The organism is Paenibacillus sp. JJ-223, assembly GCF_927798175.1.
Lineage (GTDB): Bacteria > Bacillota > Bacilli > Paenibacillales > Paenibacillaceae > Paenibacillus > Paenibacillus hubeiensis.
Genome location: NZ_CAKMMP010000001.1, coordinates 803,039 through 822,786, shown reverse-complemented (window position 1 = coordinate 822,786; position 19,748 = coordinate 803,039). Strand labels below are relative to the sequence as shown.

The 19,748-nt window shown below is 42.6% G+C and carries 16 protein-coding genes and 1 pseudogene; 4 read left to right on the top strand and 13 right to left on the bottom strand.

The genetic code is table 11. The annotated features are described in order from the left end of the window. Positions 1 to 493: 493 nt before the first annotated feature. From L6H98_RS03375 to L6H98_RS03340, 8 genes are all read right to left on the bottom strand, one after another. Positions 494 to 1,294, bottom strand: coding sequence for an ABC transporter permease subunit (locus L6H98_RS03375; protein ID WP_236412835.1), 801 nt, complete (start codon positions 1,292 to 1,294; stop codon positions 494 to 496). Positions 1,295 to 1,308: 14 nt separating this feature from the next. Then, entirely contained in the window at positions 1,309 to 2,103 is a 795-nt protein-coding gene (locus L6H98_RS03370; protein ID WP_236412973.1) for an ABC transporter permease subunit, read from the bottom strand. Positions 2,104 to 2,105: 2 nt separating this feature from the next. After that, positions 2,106 to 2,999, bottom strand: coding sequence for an ABC transporter ATP-binding protein (locus L6H98_RS03365; RefSeq protein ID WP_236412833.1), 894 nt, complete (start codon positions 2,997 to 2,999; stop codon positions 2,106 to 2,108). Between the two features lie 77 nt (positions 3,000 to 3,076). Further along, entirely contained in the window at positions 3,077 to 3,763 is a 687-nt protein-coding gene (locus L6H98_RS03360; protein ID WP_236412832.1) for a TetR family transcriptional regulator, read from the bottom strand. Between the two features lie 717 nt (positions 3,764 to 4,480). After that, positions 4,481 to 5,464 (bottom strand): family 43 glycosylhydrolase, encoded by a 984-nt coding sequence (locus tag L6H98_RS03355; RefSeq protein WP_236412831.1) that lies wholly within the window; start codon positions 5,462 to 5,464, stop codon positions 4,481 to 4,483. Between the two features lie 28 nt (positions 5,465 to 5,492). Beyond that, on the bottom strand, positions 5,493 to 6,323 hold the full coding sequence (locus L6H98_RS03350) for a carbohydrate ABC transporter permease (protein WP_236412971.1): 831 nt from the start codon (positions 6,321 to 6,323) through the stop codon (positions 5,493 to 5,495). A gap of 19 nt (positions 6,324 to 6,342) precedes the next feature. Then, a complete protein-coding gene (locus L6H98_RS03345; protein WP_236412830.1) occupies positions 6,343 to 7,239 on the bottom strand; it encodes a sugar ABC transporter permease in 897 nt (298 codons plus the stop codon). An 84-nt stretch (positions 7,240 to 7,323) separates the two neighbouring features. Next, positions 7,324 to 8,661, bottom strand: coding sequence for an extracellular solute-binding protein (locus tag L6H98_RS03340; RefSeq protein WP_236412829.1), 1,338 nt, complete (start codon positions 8,659 to 8,661; stop codon positions 7,324 to 7,326). Positions 8,662 to 8,923: 262 nt separating this feature from the next. Here L6H98_RS03340 and L6H98_RS03335 point away from each other — a divergent pair, with 262 nt between their 5' ends. Then, entirely contained in the window at positions 8,924 to 9,988 is a 1,065-nt protein-coding gene (locus L6H98_RS03335) for a GntR family transcriptional regulator (RefSeq protein ID WP_236412828.1), read from the top strand. A 577-nt stretch (positions 9,989 to 10,565) separates the two neighbouring features. Here L6H98_RS03335 and L6H98_RS03330 read toward each other — a convergent pair. The 3 genes and pseudogenes from L6H98_RS03330 to L6H98_RS03320 all read right to left on the bottom strand — a co-directional run. Beyond that, a pseudogene (locus L6H98_RS03330) lies at positions 10,566 to 10,953 on the bottom strand (ABC transporter substrate-binding protein); the annotation flags it as partial. A gap of 51 nt (positions 10,954 to 11,004) precedes the next feature. Next, positions 11,005 to 12,696 carry a dihydroxy-acid dehydratase gene (gene ilvD, locus L6H98_RS03325; protein WP_236412827.1) on the bottom strand — a complete coding sequence of 564 codons (1,692 nt, stop codon included), beginning with the start codon at positions 12,694 to 12,696 and terminating at the stop codon, positions 11,005 to 11,007. Between the two features lie 17 nt (positions 12,697 to 12,713). Then, positions 12,714 to 13,379 carry a GntR family transcriptional regulator gene (locus L6H98_RS03320; RefSeq protein ID WP_236412826.1) on the bottom strand — a complete coding sequence of 222 codons (666 nt, stop codon included), beginning with the start codon at positions 13,377 to 13,379 and terminating at the stop codon, positions 12,714 to 12,716. Between the two features lie 735 nt (positions 13,380 to 14,114). Between L6H98_RS03320 and L6H98_RS03315 the strand changes: the two genes are divergently transcribed. After that, complete coding sequence (locus L6H98_RS03315; RefSeq protein WP_236412824.1) at positions 14,115 to 15,353, top strand: sigma-70 family RNA polymerase sigma factor; 1,239 nt, start codon at positions 14,115 to 14,117, stop codon at positions 15,351 to 15,353. A 326-nt stretch (positions 15,354 to 15,679) separates the two neighbouring features. On the opposite strand, the gene L6H98_RS03310 is transcribed toward L6H98_RS03315, so the two are convergent. Then, the gene (locus tag L6H98_RS03310) at positions 15,680 to 16,177 is read right to left on the bottom strand and encodes an SRPBCC domain-containing protein (RefSeq protein WP_236412822.1); all 498 of its coding nucleotides are present in this window, start codon (positions 16,175 to 16,177) and stop codon (positions 15,680 to 15,682) included. A 176-nt stretch (positions 16,178 to 16,353) separates the two neighbouring features. Further along, entirely contained in the window at positions 16,354 to 17,289 is a 936-nt protein-coding gene (locus L6H98_RS03305) for an aminoglycoside phosphotransferase family protein (RefSeq protein WP_236412820.1), read from the bottom strand. Positions 17,290 to 17,872: 583 nt separating this feature from the next. On the opposite strand from L6H98_RS03305, the gene L6H98_RS03300 reads away from it, so the two are divergent. Both L6H98_RS03300 and L6H98_RS03295 read left to right on the top strand, forming a co-directional pair. Continuing rightward, entirely contained in the window at positions 17,873 to 18,445 is a 573-nt protein-coding gene (locus L6H98_RS03300) for a sigma-70 family RNA polymerase sigma factor (RefSeq protein WP_236412818.1), read from the top strand. Beyond that, positions 18,435 to 19,484, top strand: a complete 1,050-nt coding sequence (locus tag L6H98_RS03295; protein ID WP_236412816.1) for a hypothetical protein — start codon at positions 18,435 to 18,437, stop codon at positions 19,482 to 19,484. Before L6H98_RS03300 ends, L6H98_RS03295 begins: the two co-directional genes overlap by 11 nt. Positions 19,485 to 19,748: the final 264 nt, after the last annotated feature.

Sequence of the window (19,748 nt, the reverse complement as noted above, 5' to 3'; positions counted from 1 at the left end):
CACCAACTGGAAGATGAGGTTTATTCCACTGAGCCCAACATAACTTGTAATAAACCTGAATATTCCAGCCATCGTTGGCTCGATTATTGCCCTGCTCATCTTCTTCGCTCTGGCACGCGGCGGAACCGTTAACAAAAAGAGGCGGAAACCGATACCGTCGTTCATTAGATATTTTTATAAAGATGCTGCCAGGGCATAAAGGTACAGAATAAACATAAAAGGACCGAAAGCATTCATCGATGGAAGATGAACACTTACGGTCCTTTTTTATTTTTGTATTGAAATTTCATCCATTCTTTCAGTGCCTGAACAACCTGCTGAAGCTGTTCCTGTCCTGTACCTTAGGCGCGCTGTCTCCCTTTTGCATGCAATAGTAGCCAAATTGACCAATCATTCTTCGTTTGTTTAACGATGATGTTAATTAAACGATCGGCAGCAACGGACGTGCTATTCCTTGTTCGAGCTCGCCCGGCAGATTCTAAACCCGTTTCCGCTACACCTTCAAATCCCTCGTTCTGTACGAAACATATGTCATTCTGAGCAACAAAGCGACGATTATTGTGGACAGCAGCACGAAAATCGAGCTGAATCCGCCTTGAAAAAGCAACTGCTCCGCTTCGAAATATTTAATGGGAGTGAAATATTTCAACCCATCCAAATTGGGATTCATGTCGATCATCTTGGCCATCATCAACGAAATCAATAATGCGACAATGGCCAGTGCAGAAGCGGATTTGGGGTTTCTGCCCATCGCCGCTATGCCCGCACCCGTCACCATAAAGATCGACTGTAGCATGAGCATGCCCGCCATAAGGTTCATAATTTCTCTGGCAAAAGTCTCCCCATCGTTAAAATATCCGACCATGAGAATCGATGAAATGCCCGTCATGATATTTAACGCCAAAACATTGGAAAAGCCGGCCGACAGCTTCGCCGTTAAGATCCGGCTTCTGGAAACCGGCTTGACGATCAGAAATTCCGTCGTTTTGTCGCTCTCTTCTTTAGCGACTACGCCAGCTCCAATCATCGCGGCATGAATCGTTGCCATCACGACTAGATAGTAGTAGCATAAACCGTAATATCCAGCGGCGGTCGACAGGTCGAAAGCGCCCCGCAACCCGAGCAGCACCTTCACTGCCGCTGGAAGCTGGGTTACAAGCTCGTTGAGGGACTGGTTCCCGCTATATTCCGTGCCAAATTTCCACATGCTGGCCGCAACGATATAAAACACGCCGATGCACCAAATGATGAGCGATTTTCGATAGGCTTTCATTTCTCTCAGATACATATTCATGTAACGATTCCTCCTCAAGCAGCATGAATGTCTTTCTTATCGTAAACGGCATAGCCGGCGGCAACGCTTGCCGCGATCAGCAATATGGCGGTCAGCACAAAGGGCGCTTCGTACGATCCATAACGAACGATCCATTCGCTGTCGAAATAGTGGAACGGAATCAAGTATCTTACGTTATAGCCGCCCATGACGGGCTTGAGTGCGTTATATACGATTACGCTTAACAGCAAACTGCCTACAGCGATCCCTGTCGCTGATTTCATGTTGGGGAATACGACCGCAATTAGCAAGCCCAAGGACATAAAGATCAACTGGACAAACCATAAAGACATGTCGATCATAAAAAAAATTATCATGTTGACGGCGTCTCCGGAAATAATGATGGCCGTCATGATCGTAACCGCAAAGCAGACAAACGTAGTGAAAGTCAGACAAAGCGTTGCCGCGCCGAGCTTTGACGTCATGATCTGCTTGCGGGAAACCGGCTTGGTAAACAGAAAATCCGCCGTTTTTCCGCTTCTTTCTTTAAACAAAACGGTAGCGCCCAAGATCATCGCCTGCACCGCTCCCAGCTCGACCACGCCGTTAAATACGAACGTATAAAACCCCATATAGCTAGACAAGCTATCCTGGGAAAGCCCCAACAAGCTTCGAACCGCTTCCGGATAACTTTCCAAAGCTTTCTCTATGATGGCGGCATTCTCGGAAAACGCCGGGTAGAACAAGGAAATCAGAACAATCCAGGCCGATAAGGCGAAGGTCCATAAAATCGTAAATCGGGTGTTCGCTTTCAGTTCGCGCGCAAACATATTCACCGCTTCTCACTTTCCTTCCCGTAGTAATGCATGAAAATTTCGTCAAGACTAGGCTCTTCGATCAGAAGATTCGATAGCGGAACTTCCGAAAGCTTGCGAAGAAGCGAGTTGATATCCCCCTTGTAAAGGAAGCTGAGCTGTTTCCCCTGCGCTACCGCATTGCTTACGCCGTCTATCGAGAAAAGCTTCGGATCGGCTTGGTCCGATAGTTCGGCTTGAATTCTTTTATAGCTGTTTGCCCGCAGCGTGCTTATCTTTTCGAGGCTGATGATTTTCCCTTCCTTGATAATGGCAACGCGGTCGCACATTTTTTGAACCTCGCTTAGAATATGCGAAGAAAACAAAATCGTCGTCCCTTTTCGGTTTTCCTCCGCAAGAAGATCGAAAAATCGTTGCTGCATCAGCGGATCCAAGCCTCCGGTCGGCTCGTCGAGGATGATAAGCCTCGGTTGGTGCTGCAGCCCCTGTACGATGCCTACTTTCTTGCGGTTCCCGTAAGACAGATCATCGATTTTCCTATTCAGATCGAGGTCCATGATTTCTGCCAGCTCCATCATCCGTTTGCCGCAGTCCTTCTTGTAAAAGCTGGCCGAATACTTCAAGAGATCGATGACTTTCATCTTGTCGTAATAAAAAACTTCCGAGGGCAAGTATCCGATTTCCTTTTTGATTTCCACGCTTTGCTTGATGAAGTCTCTTCCGAAAATTTCTGCTCTCCCGCTTGTAGGATAGATGAGCGACAGTAACGTTCGAATCGTGGTCGATTTTCCGGCTCCGTTCGGTCCGATAAAACCGAAAATTTCGCCTTCCTTCACGTCGAAGCTTACATCTTCAATTCCTCGGGCAGCGCCGTATCGTTTGGTCAAGTTATTAACCTCGATTGCATTCATACAAATCTTCCTCCTCGCAGGATATGCATTATACTGACTAACCGTACGGTCAATATAATTCAAAAAAATATTGGCTCTTACCGATAATGATTCCCATAAGTCGTTTTATAGCTTTGGACGAATGCATCTTTGCATTCTTCATCCGACATTTTGTAGTGGGCTTTCCATTCATCGAAATAAACAACAAAACTAAGCATCGGCATAAGCCCTGTGAAAAACCGCTCCACCAATGACTTGTTGTCGATTTGCAAAGGATATCCGTGTTGCCCCAATGTGTTCGGTATGCCTTCCTCTTCTTGGTCGCGGAGCAGGTCGGTAATTCGGAATAGGATGGAGCTGTGGCTTCCTTTTTTCAACGACTCGTCGAACAAGATGCGCAATATCGCTTTTCTATTCAAAAAGAAATCCAGGGACTGACGGATGGCGGCATCCATATGCCGATCGATCGCTTCGTTGTCTGAATGGGAATACTTGAACTTGTCGAGCTGGAATGTTAATTTTCCTTGTTGTTGCATGTCGTATCGTTCCTCGGACAGCCGCTTGATTGCCTCTTGCTTCATTTCGAGAATGAACGTGTCCAGAAGACTCTGCAAAATCTCTTCTTTATTTTTGAAATAATAAAAAATGAGCGCTTTCTTGACGTTGGATTTTTCTGAAATTTCCCTTACAGAAGTGCCGTCAAAGCCTTTCGTCGAAAAAAGCTCCTTGGCCGCCCTCAATATTTTCTCTCTGCTTTCTCTGGCTTGTTCCGATAAATCGCTCAAAACGCTACCTCCATGTTAATCAACTAACCGACCGGTCAATCGGTATTATGGCATGCGTACGACCTCATTGTCAATCCTTTGCCCCCCTTTCGGGTAGCTTCGCCGTGTCAACAACCTACCGGTTACTTTCGGTAAAGCTTCATAGCGCAGTTCCAGTTTGGGAAAACCGGTAGTTCATGGGTTCGGTGGGTCTAAATACAGGACAAGAACTTGTACCGATAAAATAAAAAGGCCGCTATAATAGCGACTTCAATGGGACCATGTTCTTGTCCCTCGACAGCGCCGCAAGGTCAATGACCCTACCACCGACCGAAGAGCTTTGAAATTTGGAGAAGCAAATGACCAACGCCCCAGGGGGTCAGTCCGATTGCTTTCATCCTTACTCATGTTTCTTCAGGCCCGATAACCGGATCCGAAATATCAAGATATTCTTGTACTTCCGGTCACCCGAATTTATTAAATACGAGTGCTTTCAAATGAGCGGCCTCTTCTTATATATTTTTCAAGAAATCACTTATTTATGATATGATTCTCCGGAATAACTGGAGCGGCAAGTTTTAAGGCAACTTACCACTACTTATGGTACGGTTCGGCGTATTATCTGTAGAGCGAAATCGAAGGCACCCAGTAGGGTGCCTTCGATGTTCTTACTGTCTCTCTTTGGCGAGTTGGATAAACGAACTCAAATCCATCAACCAATCTTGTTGGGACACTCGTTCACTGTACAGAACGTGCAAGTGCTGCAACAGAGCCGCGGAAATCGGGTCTGCCGTCAGCCGTCCACAAAAGCTCTGTCACAAATGTATGGCGATTCGGATCGTACAGCGGATCTCCTATAATGTTCTTGTATGTTCTTGCGTGGAACACAAATAGCGTCTTTTCGCCAGTCTCTGACACCGTGAAGGAATTATGACCGGGACCATACATAGAGATGCTCTCATCTGTGGAGAAAACCGCTGCTTGCGACTTGCGCCATGAGGCGGCATCGAGCAAATCAGCATCCGCATCGGCTTCAAGCAGGCCCATACAATAGTTGAAATCAGTAGCGCTAGCCGAGTAAGAGAGGAATACCCGATTACCCTTGCGAAGAAATGCCGCGCCTTCGTTCACTTTATAACCAATGATCTCCCAGTCATATTCCGGCACCGAAATCATCGTTTGCGGTCCAGTCAGCGTCCACGGATTGCTCATTTTAGATATATACAGATTAGAGTTACCTTCGATATTCGGATCCTTTTGTGCCCATACATAATAACGGCTGCCACTATGCTCAAAGGTAGTGGCATCGAGGGAGAAGCTTTCCCACGCGGTACGAACCTGCCCTCTTTCCGTCCAACTGCCTTCGAGCGGATTGGCACTTTCATTCTCTAGCACGTACATCCGATGGTCGAACAAGCCTTCATTCGTATCCGTCGTGTGTGCGGCAGCGAAATATACGTACCATTTGTCATCAATAAAATGCAGTTCAGGCGCCCAAATATTGGCACTAAGGATACCCGTCTCGCGCTTTCTCCAGATCACTACAGGAGTTGATGTAACAAGCCCCTCAAGGTTCTGGGCTCTACGGATTTCAATCCGATCATACTCCGGAACGGATGCTACGAAGTAATAATAACCGTCCGAATGTCGGTACATAAAAGGATCTGCTCTCTGCTCGATTAATGGTTGAATGTCGTTTAACACTCTTTGTTGGAATTCCATCTTATCACCTGTTTCATCATAATATTTACTACCCTTTAACAGCACCTGCAGTCATACCGTCTATGAAATATTTCTGGAAAGCAATAAACAGTATGAAAATTGGAAGGATGGAGAAGAAGGAGCCCACGATCAAAAGGTCATAATTATTGCCATAAGGAGTTAATAACGTTTTCAAACCGATTGGAAGTGTAAATTTACTCTGATCTCCGAGCACCATGAATGGCCACAACAGATTATTCCAGCTATTCATACCATTCAGAATGGCCATTGCCGCAAAGGATGGCTTCATAATCGGCATAATTAGTCTGAAATAAATCGCATACTCGTTTGCGCCATCAACCCGCCCAGATTGAATAATTTCTTTGGGTATGCTTCTTAGATATTGCCTGAAGAAAAATATGGTTGCGGCATTGGCTATACCCGGCAGAATGATTGCTGAATAGCTATTCACCATTTTCAAATCATTAATTAGGCTGTACAAAGGAACCAGCAGTATTTCGAAAGGCACCATCATAATGAGCAAAACACATATAAAGAGGAAGTTCTTACCTTTAAAATCATATGCTGCAAAACCATATCCAACAAATGCGCTTACAAAAAGTGTTAGAACTACTTGAACGATTGTTAAAGTCATGCTGTTCCAAAACCAAACAAAATAATCATGTTCTCCAGTAAACAGATAGATGAAATTGTCAAAACTCATAATACTAAAATCCAAACTGAGGTTAAGACCATATCGAATTAATGATTCACCTGGTTTAAAGGAAGATAGGGCCACTGCATAGAATGGAATCATAATTATAACGAATAGTATAATGAAGAAACAAATAATAACTATTCTGGAAATTAAATTATTCATCGTCTGACTTTTGCCCACTTTAATCCTCCTCCTTTTTGAACATTCCACTAAATTTCAACTGCGTTAAATTGATAACCATAGCAATGATTAACAGAATGATACCAACTGCAGCTGCGTAACCCAGCTTATTTTTCTCAATCCCCTGTCTATATAGATATCCGACAATGGTTAAGCCAATATTTTTAGGTGAATTGTTACCGTTAAACATCATCAGGCTCTCGGTAAACATGGCTAAACCTGCATAAACACTAATTGTCGTAACATATACCGTGGTCGGCTTCAATAATGGCATTGTGATCGTTCTAAACTTCTGCCAGGCAGATGCTCCGTCAATTGAAGCAGCCTCATAAAATTCATTGTCAATGCTTTTCAAACCGGATAGATAGTAAAGCATATTAACACCTGTCCATCTCCAACATGCGAGGATTAACAGTGCTGCCATACTCCATTCTCCATCTTTCAAGAATTTAATAGGCTCTACACCAAATAGACCCAGGAAGCTGTTCATTAATGAACCTTCCATTTCACCGAATGTAAGGCGGAAAATGGTACCCGCAACTGCGACAGATGTCAATGCAGGGAGAAAGAACGAAGATTTAAAAAACTCTCTTCCCATCATTAACTTACTGTTGATCATAACGGCGAATAACATGGGAAAGGGAATTAACAGCACTAAGGTTCCTAACATGTACACAACGCTATTTTTAATAGCCGTCAAAAACACTTTATCTGTAAGCAATTTCGAATAATTCGCTTCACCAATCCATTTAGGATCCTGTCCCAACATCTTATCTTGAAAGCTCATGACGAATGAATTTAGAAGCGGATAAAACCAGAAGATCAAAAATACGAGTATAAATGGCAAAACAAAAACATAAGGCGCAACTTTTTGAGAGTATACAAATTTCTTTATCATATTCTCAATCTCCCTTGACTATGGTTAAACCTGCCGGCCACTATGCCTGCCGACAGGTTTAATCAAATCATTTACTTATACTATTTATTTCAATTCTTGTTCAATTGCTTCTTGTGCTTCATCCAGCGCTTCCTTCACGTCTTGGCCATCTTCAAAGATCGCATTCAAAGTAACCGTATTGAAGACATTGCCGATCGTCGGTGAAGCCTTAACGGATTTGATCGCTTGAATTTCGTCTTTGATTTCATTCAAAGTATCAAACGCATTTGTTTTAAAGTATTGGACGTATTCATTATCAGGGTTTTTCGTTACTGCATCATCTTTCCATACTTCCATGTTGATTGGATCGAATCCAAGTGTATTCCAGATTTCAGTAGTAGCTTCTTTCGAAAGCTTAGCAAAGGCTACAAATTCTTTTGCCAGCTGAACGTCTTTACCATTCTTAGTAACAACTGTGCCAGTACCGCCTAAGCCAACAGAACGAGGATTGCCTTCTTCAAATACAGGCAATGGAGCAATGGCATACTTACCTTTCAGGTCCTTCATTTCGTTTACAAAGCGGGACATGTACCACTCAGGCATCAATGCGCTTGCGTAGTTGCCTTTGTTGTATTCGCCTTTTGCTTCTTCTGTGTCGGGTTGCCCACCAGGGATCGTATGAATAACATTGTTCTTCTGCAGATCGACTAACATTTCATACGCTTTAATCATTTCAGGCGAGTTCACTTTTGGATTACCATTTTCATCTGTAAAATCAGCGTTTTGCTGAGCTAGCAGCAGCGAAGCTTGCCACGTTGCTGATGTATCAGCAGTACCTAAGTACTTGCCAGTTTTTTCATAAACCTTGATACCTGCTTGTTTGTAATCTTCCCAGGTTTTGATTGTCTTGTAGTCAACACCTGCTTGCTCGAGAATTTCAGTGTTGTAGAAAGCAAGCGTAGCACCTACGTGATAATCAAAGCCATAAACCTGGTCGGCTTTGGAGTAAATCTCGACACGTGAAGGAACAACAACGTCTTTGTATGGTGCAAATACATCATTCAAAGATTCCAGTGGAACGTTGTCACCTTCCAAGAATTTAGGAAATTGACCAAGCTCAATATCCGCGATATCAGGAGCACCTTTTCCGCTTGTAACTGCCAATAAGAGCTTGTTGTGCATATCATCGTAAGGCATAACCGTTACATTCAACTTAATCTGTTTGTCTGGGTTCTGTTGGTTCCATAACCCCAGCATTTTATCCAAATGCTTGCCGTGCAAATCTACAAATGTCCAAAATGATAATTCTGTTGCATTCTCACCGGCATTAGCGCCTAACTGCTGTGTTTCCGTTTTTGAATCAGAAGGAGTACCACATGCTGTAAAAACAAGTGACATAATAAGGAGTGTAACGATGGAGATTAAAGCACTGCGTTTTTTCATTTGTTCGTCATCCTCTCTTTTTTTGTTATGCATTTGAAAAGTCGGCTGACTAGTTAGTTCTGTTAATTTAAGCGGGTTCAATCTACCTTGGCACCACCATCCTTAACATAATTCTAACCGTTCAAAGAAAAGACCCCTTCGCAACAATTTTTCAGATTCCATATTGTAAGCGCTTTACATGCCGTATTATAATATAGATGAAATATGCTTTATATAACCAATTGATTATAAAATCATAAAGTTTATGGGGAGATGCAACTTTTTGAAAAAGCTGGCGCTCTACAAACAAATTCGAGAAGATATTATACAGAAAATTAAATCAGGGCAGCTTCGGCCAACGGACCGCATTCCTTCTGAGCAAGAACTAATGGACGAATTCAGAGTAAGTAAAATTACCGTCAGGAACGCCCTAACCCTACTAGCTGACGAAGGATTAATTATACGCGTACAAGGCAAAGGCTCATTCGTCTCTTCTAGTCTTGTTGTTTCTAGCATCAATTCTCCACCATACTCACGCAGCGCGTCCTCCATGCCGCTCATCGGCTTCATCATTCCGACGATGAGAACCCGTGTCATTCAAAAGCTCGTTGACTACACGGAACACTTTCTGCAAGAAGCCGGTCTCAGCATGGTACTAAGCATCACGCGCGAGTCCTCCTCTATCGAATCAAACGTCATTCATACACTAACGGAGCTCGGTGTGAAGGGCCTGATCGTTTTTCCAACCGAAGATGAGAAGTACAACGAATCATTACTGCGTCTGTCGCTCGATAAATTCCCGTGCGTGTTCATCGACCGCTATCTGCGCAACATTGAGACGTACACCATTACATCCGACAATTACGGCGGTGCATACAAGGCGGTCTCCCATTTGTTATCCAAGGGTCATCAGCAGATTGCGCTCATCTCACCTGAAAATGCCAATACAGCCGTCGAGGATCGCACGCTCGGCTTCGAGCAGGCTTACACAGATCAAGGCATCTCGATCGACAAGAGCTTGTGGTGTCACATCCCTCTCGACATTCTCCGCGGAGAGCAAGCATTGGACTATGTATGCGACTTCTTGCAGGACCACAGTGGAATTTCGGCAGTCTTCTCCTTGACTGAAGAAACTGCACGTCTTACATCGGCTGCTATAAGTCGTCTGAACGATCACTCAAATATCGATTTGCTATCTTTCGATAATCCACATCTTTCAGGCGTAGCTTATGTGCAGCAGGATGAACAGGAAATGGCACGAACAGCCGTAAAGCTGTTACGTGAACAAATGGAAGATGTTTATTCTCCTAAGAACGCCGTCATTCCCGTACAACTCATCTTCCCATGACATGACAAACGTTGCGGCGATAGATGAATTGGGCATATTGATTGGTTTTACCAGCGATGTTGTTCATGATTGTCTGCCCAGTTATTTTAAGACTCACTACCAATTTGGTCGTGCCCCTTGCAACGCGAATTTCTACGCGAATACTAATAAATCTCCGAGCATAACGGTCATGAATGGTCCAGATGAATGGTGGAGCTGTTGTGAAAAGGATGGCAGTTCGCTCTAGTTTCTCGCCACAACAACACGCCCATCGGTTGTCTTTATGTTATTACAGGTCAACGCTGGGAAACATCATTGACCAAGAATAGTGAAAAAGCGAAAATGCCGTCAAAAGCATGTTCGCTGTAAGTATCGACACTTCTGACACTGTTCTTTCTCAGCTTCGGGGAGTCTCCTCCATTCACGAAGACCTCTTCCCTCCGTGGGATGTGACAATGTATCCAAACACAAAGTACAGTTCGACCACAATATATACAAAAACCACTCCTGAAAATGGAGTGGTTTCTTTGGATTTAACTTCTCTTTTATGGAACTTTCGTTCCGCTAAATCAAGGGGGAGTAGTATTTCTAACATATTTTATTCCAACTCTAAAACTGATTCGACTATCGCCTGATCAATCTCATCAAGCATCCCATCATAGATGTCATCAAATGCGCTCGGCGAGGCCGTGATTGCTTCGGCAATCCGTTTGTGGATCATATCCTGTGTTTTCTGAAAATGACATTGTAATCACCGCTATCCGAAGGAATCGGTATGTTATAGGCAGCTCCCCACTCCTTAACAGGGAACTCTTCCTCAAAAGGGAATAAATCCTTCCACGTACTGATACCGTAATCTGCAAGAGCTTCTTTTTCCGCATTCGAATAACTTGCTGTATTTGTTCAGGATAATTGGTTGTGTAATAGTTGCCAGTAGAATCTTTAACCCCGTCTCCGTAGTGAGCCCCCAAAAGCATGTATTACAAAAAAAAACCGTTAATTTTCAAATGATGAAATTAACGGGGGTTTAAAATTGTCTATTCCATCAAATCTGTTACTGCACCTTTTGAAGCAGAGGAAACTAATTTGGCATATTTGCCGAGTACACCGGATTTTACTTTCAGTGGAGGTTGTACCCACGCTTGCGCTCGAGCGGCTAACTCTTCTTCTGACACCTCAACCTTAATTTCCTGAATGTCACTGTTAATGGTAATAATATCTCCATTTTGGAGCAAAGAGATCGGCCCGCCTACTTGTGCTTCAGGTGATACATGGCCGACTACAAATCCATGCGAACCACCAGAGAATCTACCATCTGTTATGAGAGCAACTTTCCCACCGAGACCTTTTCCTACAATTAGTGCTGTAACGGAAAGCATCTCAGGCATACCTGGTCCACCCTTCGGACCACAATAGCGTATGACCAATACGTCCCCTTCTTGAATTTCATCGTTCATGATCGCTTCTGTCGCTTCATCTTCGCTATCGTACACCTTTGTCGGGCCGGAAAACTGCTGTATCTTCATGCCTGACATTTTGGCAACAGCGCCTTCAGGAGCGAGGTTTCCTCGAAGCACAACCAGTGGTCCATCTGGCTTAAGCGGATTATCGAGTGGTCGTATAATCTCTTGATTATTCTGAAGTGGAGCAGCTTCCGCTAAATTCTCCGCCAACGTTTTACCAGTTACCGTGAGGCAATCCCCATGAAGTAATCCCTCAGCGAGCAATAGCTTCATTACCCCTGAAACACCGCCAATATCATTCAAATCCTGCATCACATATTGGCCACTTGGCTTCAGATCTGCCAGATGAGGAACACGCAAGCGAATTCGCTCAAAATCATCCAAGGTTAAATCCACTTCTACGGAGTGCGCAATAGCTAGCAGATGGAGAAATGCGTTGGTTGATCCCCCTAGAGCCATAACAACGGTGATCGCATTCTCAAATGCTTTCTTCGTCATAATGTCTCTTGGGTAGATTTCCTGTTCAAGAAGTGAAATGACCTGCTTACCGGCTGCTTCGCATTCCAATGCTTTATCCGCTGAGATCGCTGATGTTGAAGAAGAACCAGGCAAACACATACCCATTGCTTCTGCAGCTGCGGCCATCGTATTAGCGGTATACATGCCCCCGCAAGCCCCTGAACCCGGGCAAACACTACATTCGACCTTATGCAGCTGTTCATCTGTCATTTTTCCATCTTGATATTGACCAACTGCTTCAAAAGCTGAAACGATATCCACTTTTTTACCGTCGAGATTACCAGGTTGAATGGTTCCTCCATAGACATAAACGGAAGGAATGTTCATCCGTCCAATAGCCATCAAACATGCAGGCGTATTCTTGTCACAACCACCGATTGCAACAATGCCGTCAAAACGCTCCGCCCCAGTCACAATTTCAATCGAATCAGCTATAGCTTCCCTACTTGGCAGCGAGAACAACATCCCTCCATGCCCCATTGAGATCCCATCAGAAACGGTAATCGTATTAAAAATTAATGGAGCACCGCCATGATCGCGTGCTCCCATCTTGGCTTGCGTCGCTAAATCATTGATGTGCATATTACAAGGTGTTACCTCACTCCACGTACTCGCTATTCCAATCATTGGCTTTTTAAAATCATCATCCTGAAAACCAACTGCACGCAGCATGGCTCTGTTCGGTACCCGGTTAGCACCTTCACTGATCACCTTGCTTCGAATACGAAGATCTTTTTTATTCTCCATGTCCCTTACCCCTCATTTCAAAGTATTTCGTTCAGTTCCTGCATCGGTCGAATAAAATTTTGTTTCATTAGTCCGTGAGCATCATCACTATTTTTGCCTTCAAAAGCTTTAATAATCAAATCATGCTCTTCGACTGAAGCTAGTGTAGCCGTAATAGGTTGTTTTAAAAACACATATTTAAATCGCCTGATGTGAATCTGGAGAGAGGCATTAAATGTGGCCACATAAGGATTATCTGAGAGCTCCACGATATAATTATGAAATTGCTCATCCACCTCCATAGCCTGATAGACTTGTCCATTTTTAATGGAACTTGCAAATTCCAAATTTATAGATCTTAGTTTCTCGATCTGTTCTGGAACAATAATTTTGGCGGTGATTTCAGCAGCCAAGGCCTGAAGAGCAGCCATGGTTGAATACATCTTAAAAATATCGTTTTTCTCAATATTTGTTACTCTTGTTTCTTTTCCTGGATGCATAGACACGAGGCCTTGAACTTCGAGTAACTGAAATGCCTCCCGAATCGGTGTCCGGCTGACTCCAAGCGATTCAGCCATTTCCGCATCAATAAGTTTTTCACCTGGTTGCAGTGTTCCATCAATAATCCATCGTTGAATCTGTGAAAACGCTCTTTCTTTTGCGGACATACGGACGGGTAAGGAAAAATCTTTAGGAATTGGCATTGTTTTTCATCCTCATTATAATTATTCTTATATGCAATATATCGCATACACAAGTGAGAAGCAATAATTATTTCATTTTTTACTCGCTCAATAAGTTTATCCAGATAATTACCTGTTTTAATGAGAGTTTGAGACAAAAAACTTTAATTTATTAGTATTTAATCAATGAATGTTATTATTTGGTACTTATAAAGACTTATGTACTTTTACTTAAGTACTCATCTAATCGGCAATCGGACGATGTTCTTGCCATTCCGGTAATCGCTACAAGTTCATTTCCTTGGCTCGGGACAAGAACTTGCGATAACTAATCAACAGGAGCTATGACTTAGCGATAAGATCGGGTTGGGAACAGCTTCCATTACATTTTGTGGTTAAAACTGGTGATGAAAGAAGATTAAGAAGAAGACGGAGTTTCTACGACATGGAAAAGTTCCTAACTTGCACCAGTTCTATGGACTTCCACCCCCAAGAGATTAGCCGATTAATTAGATGACTGAAGTTGTTTGTTCTGAGCTTGCTTTTCCAGAAAGCCAATATGTTTTTTAAGCTCCTGAATCTCTTTCTCCATTGGTAATCCTCACTTAATACCACATACTGAATTGCCTTTACGCTTTGCTTTTTCGGGGTTTAAAAAAAGTGGAGTGGCGTCGTGTAAAATTATTTTAAAATGATGTGGCTTTTTACCTCTCTTCGGTGTCTAATGAATTGTAAGTTCAGGAGGAGGTACTACTGGTGTCAAGAGCTCAAGACAAAAAGAAAATCCCTGCTCTTCCGGAGAAGCAGGAGCACATCCAGCATTTCGAAGCCATTTATAATCAATATCGAGATAGAATTCGAAATTATATTGCAGTAAAGACAAATTCGGCAACTGCCGATGACTTAACGCAACAAGCTTTTTTAAAAGCAATGGAAAAATTTCACTTGTTTAAGTGTAACTCCAGTATATTTACTTGGCTATTCAAAATCGCGCAAAATATTGTGAAAAACGAGTATCGTACGAGATCACGAAATAAAGAAATGGTGCACGAAGTAATCGATTTTCAGTCCCAATCGATATCCCTCGATATTGCTAAAGATGTCGATATCCGTCTTGATATTAGTGCTGCATTAGCCCGATTGAATGAATTAGATCAGCAAATCATATCATTGCGTTTTTTCGTCGATTGCACTTTATTGGAAATATCCAAAATCATCGGGATGCCGGAAAGCGCAGTCAAGAACAGACTCTATCGTGCCTTAAACAAACTAAAAAAAGAATTAAAAGAATGGGGTGACATTACAATCATGTCTATTAAAGAATTGATATCAATTGTGGATAAAAGCGAGGCTCCCTCCAAGAATGATGGTATGAACAAGGTATACCATGACTTATTTGAAGAGTTGAAAAGCAATGTAGATCGAATTATTACAACCTATCGTCATCGCCCTTCTCAGAAAATCGCTATTGAGATCTATCCGGATCTGCCCACTTTTCATCAAGCAATAAACGAGCCGGATGCACCCAATTGGTTTATGGGAACCTATGAAGACAATAAAATTAAAATCGTATCCCCACTCAACCCAGGCCCTGAACATACGTATCAATCGGTACTACGGCACACTATAAGCTTGTTTACGATGTGGTTAGTGAAGGATATTAATCCGTTGGCACCGAAATGGCTTACACACGGTCTCGGCGGGCATGAAGCCAAACAAATGTCACAAGAATATATCCAGTATAGCACCTCCGAAGCGATTCAAAATAACGCTGTCCCTAGCTTTCAAGCATTAACTAATGATACCTGGGATTTCGAGAAGATAGGGGGATATGGATTCTCGCACTTACTCGTAGAATACCTCATCCATTCATACAATTTAGATGCGCTCAACAAATTCATACGCGATGCCACTGATTTTCAAGGCGCATTTCAAGTATCGGAAGCTGAGCTGCACGGGATGTGGGTGCAATATTTAAAATCTAGGCTATGCTAAATTTTGATACTATGATTTGACCATAACAAAACCACCTGCGAAAAGGTGGTTTTGTTATGGTCTCATAGCTCAACAGTACACTATACATTGTACTATCTAGTACAGCCTTATAAACCCAATCATTAAACTATCCTGTCCGTTAGTTTAATGAATTAAAGGGCAAGATGCCGATTAGATACACGTCTAATCGGCAATAGGAACATGTTATTGTCCAATGCGGTAGCCTTCTTAAACAATCCTGCCAGCTAGCGCAACGAAGGCAGCCGATTTTTGTAGCCAACTGCCTTCTGGTCATCATTAAACTATAGCCCTCTCATGCTAACAGTTTAAGATGGATCATTTAATTTACCTGTTTCAACTAATTGTTTTAACCCCTCAAACATTAAATCCCATCCTTGTTCAGAACCATCATGGTATTCTGTAAGAGCTTTTTTGATATCTTCTGAAGTCCAACCTTCTTCATGAGCAACGATAATCACCTGTGTAAAGGTCATCTCGCAACCCTTTTCATGGGGTTTAATCTCTACAGTAATTCTATCCTCTAAGTCATTAAACTGAGGCATCCTAAATGTGAAAACTAATTTAGTTGGTGGATCAATTTCTAGGTACTCACCAATCGCTCTGTAATCTTTACCACCGCGATGATCAACAATTTCCCATGTCCCACCGACGTGAGGTTCGTTCTTTGTCACTTTATTTGTTGTTTCCAAAGTAAAAAGCCATTTTTTAATCATTTCTGAGTTCAACCATGCATCAAACAATTTATCTGCATTAACATGAAAATAACGTGTCATCTTTAGTTCGGTAGTTGATGTATTAACCATTTCGACCATCCCTTACTGATAATTTTCGCTTTAATTGTACTCATATTATTTCACGACGGCAACCGATCGTTCTGAGACCGTCTGCCGTCGTTTGAACTTGAGCTATTGTTCCCCGTTAGTTCAATCATTTTCTTCATCTTGTTTAACTGAGATACAAAAACATTGCTCAATCTCCGCTAGTCCATAATCATATCAACAACTTTTTTAGCGAACGCAGCATAGGATTCGATCAGGTCCGGATTTCGATCAATGGCCCATCTGAGGTTATCAAACGCGCTTAATAGCAGCAAATGTCTCATATCAGTCAGGTTTTCTTCACTTATTCCGTACCCGTCTAGAAATGCTTTGAATTCTTCTATATTCGGATTTCCGTCTAGGATATGGCACCGCATCAGCCAAATAATTTCTCCATGCGGCACCGTTCTTACTTCTGCATTACCCCAATCCAATAATATTACTTGTCCCGTCTGATTGACGATCGTATTCTTCAATGAAATATCTCCATGAATTAAACCGAAGCGGAACGTTTCTTTTTTCAAATTCTCAAACAGTTTTCGCACTCTCTGCGATTTCATTGGATTGATTACTCCAAGCTCAATCAATTGATCATACTCCGTCAAACTATTGATATTATATTGCACATATCCTAGCCAACTGCCGTCCGACCCTGCATGCGAGGGTGAATGAAACTCACCATGGACTGGATCTATCAGATTTTCCCCATATCCCTTCACTGGGATCGAATGAATAAGTTTGGCATATTTGCCAAGCTGCCTCCAAATATCGGACTTAAAAACCGTACTATCTACCCCGTTGTCTCCATCAACGAAAGCTTGAATCATATATGCAGTTCTATCAATTATGCCAATAGACAACACCTCAGGTCCGGGAATGCCAATTGCGGCAGCTTGTTCAATACACCATTTTTCTTTCACATAGCTTGGATATGTACCTGAGTCGTTCATGCGAACAACGACTTTACGACTCTCTGTTTCGACTACGAAAACCTGATTTACGAAGCCTTTCCCTATGACCTGGTATGATGTTTTTACTTTTTCAAGAAGTACATCGCTTACAATTCGTTCTGCTTGTGTAACTACAGAGTCTCTCACAGTTTTTTCACCCCCAAAAGTATCTTGTTTCGAATAGTTTACCACACACTTTTTTTGGAAAGTACGGTTATGACTAAACTAACCTGCCCGTTTGTTAAACCAAAGCAGCCGATCACTTGGATCGGATGCTTTCTTGACTTTATTAAGCTACAGTTTCCCGTTAGCTCAATGAGTATCCTCCTTTTAAATCCCAGCTCCTATGCATAACGACAACCACAATGATTTCGCGAAGTCTAAGGAAAAGCTTCAACAAATCCTTCAAGTTATCTGGCGTGTGTCGGCCATCCTCTCCTAGCTCGAAGTATTTTATGATAAGTTCATACTGGCCCTTTCGTTCGAGACTGATTATTACGCATCATTCATGTTCAGCCTGAATCCGAAGACATGAATAATAATGAAAATAAGCTTCTCTCATGGGTTAGAGGCTTATTTTCTTTTCTTCCATACCTTACGGCTTGTTTATTCAAGCCATAAACCTCACACTAATTACTGATGAGCTTACAAAAAAACAAAAAGAAAACCGAACCTTTTTCCGATAGAGAGACAATATAGGGTGTAAGCTGCTTACAGGAGGGCCCTCTGAATGGAAAGTGATATGTATCAATTACTCAAAAGGATGAAAGATGGTGATCAACAGGCGTTTCATACGATATATGATGCCACTTATCAGGACGTCTATCGGACCGTCACCTTTCTGGTGGATCATCAGCAGGATCGGGAAGATGTCATGAATGAGATTTATATGCAAATGTGGACCTCACTTGCCAACTACGATACGAGTAGACCTTTCCACTTCTGGTTGCACGGCTTGGTGATCCGTCAAGTGCAGAGACTTCGGGTCAAGAGCTGGCGGAGATTCCGAATTTTTGAACGGATCCGTTCCTTCTCTCGGGAAGAGCCTCATTGGGATCAACCCGCGGTGTTGATGGATGGGACGAACGACATGATATCGCAGGCCATTAAGAAACTGACCGACAAACAGCGAACGGTGATTATCCTCCGCTTTTTTCATGACTATACGCTCGAGGAAACCGCGACTTTGCTCGATATTCCATTGGGTACAGTCAAGTCGAGATATCATGCTGGCCTGCAGGCGCTTCGAAAAAACATATGGAATCTCCCCCCAGAAAGGATGGAAAAGATCAATGACTATTGAACGCAAAATCCGTGAACATCTGCACAAAGAAGCCGAAACGGTGGAGTGCCCACCGGCCATTTCCAATCGAATAGAACAATCCTATTCTCAATATTTGCAACAAAAAAGGAGCGGAAGACCCATGAAAAAACGATTGATTGGTGGAATTGTTGCTGTTGCTATTTTGATTCCAAGTGCAGCATTTGCGGCACCTACCTTGATTGATATGTTTACCAGATCATCATTGACTGCTGAGCAAGTCAAAGCGGATGAGATTGGCAAAGCAGCACTTGAGAAGCTGTACAGCGCATTTCCCGAAACAAAAGCGTTTGAGATCATCGATGCAAGCAACGTTCAAGGTGTTCAAACAAGCATCATCCTACAGGAGAAGGGAGGGACCGGCAAAAAGATTACACTTCATATAAACGGTATTACCGGTGCGATTGAACACGTGATTCAAGAGAATTGGGAGCCTAAGGAGAAGCCGCTCACCGCTTTAACCGATCAGGAAATCAGGTCGAAGGTAGATTTTCTCATTGATAAATTGTATGGTAACATCGAAAAGTACGAGTTTTCTATGGAGCAAATGGAGAACTCGAATCAAAAAACGTTTATATTGAATTACAGCACTAAGGGATCAACAACACCGTTCTACCAGGCATTTGTTCAGGGCAATTCCATCAGTGTTTCTCTGATCGGAGTTGAGACTATACCTTCAAACAAGGTAGAAGGTTTCTTCTCTACAAATGGTAAACCAGATTATTTTGCCGATGCCTATCTAAATGATGAAAAACTGTTTGCTTTACTTAAAATCAGCCCAGCAGAATTAAAACAAGAATTAGAAAAGGGTAAATCTGTTGTGGAGATTGCAGCATCTAGAAATGTATCAAAACAACAAGTGATTGACGTCATTGCAAAAACGCAGGCTGACGGACAGATTCAAGGTGAAAAAAATGGCGATGTTCCAAAAAGCAATCGTTCAAATGAACAAATGTTAAAAGCTGTTGAACTAAAAGTATTACAAGTTATTGAGCACAAAACTGAAACTCCTTCAAAGTAATTATCCATTCAACTAAGAGGATGTACGCGTAAATATCGAGATTGGTAAAAAGTAATACGAGGCCGGTATCCTTAGCATCCAGGAAACCGGCCATTTTTAGTTCAAAAGAGGCTAGCGACTTCAATGGGAAAACGTTCTTGTACCTTAACAACATTAACGTTTACTTCCTCTTTTCACTCCTGCAGACCAATAAATCAATACGAAGCAGCCGATCACTATGGTCGACTGCCTCAAGGGTTTTACTGGGCTAACGTTTTCCGTTAG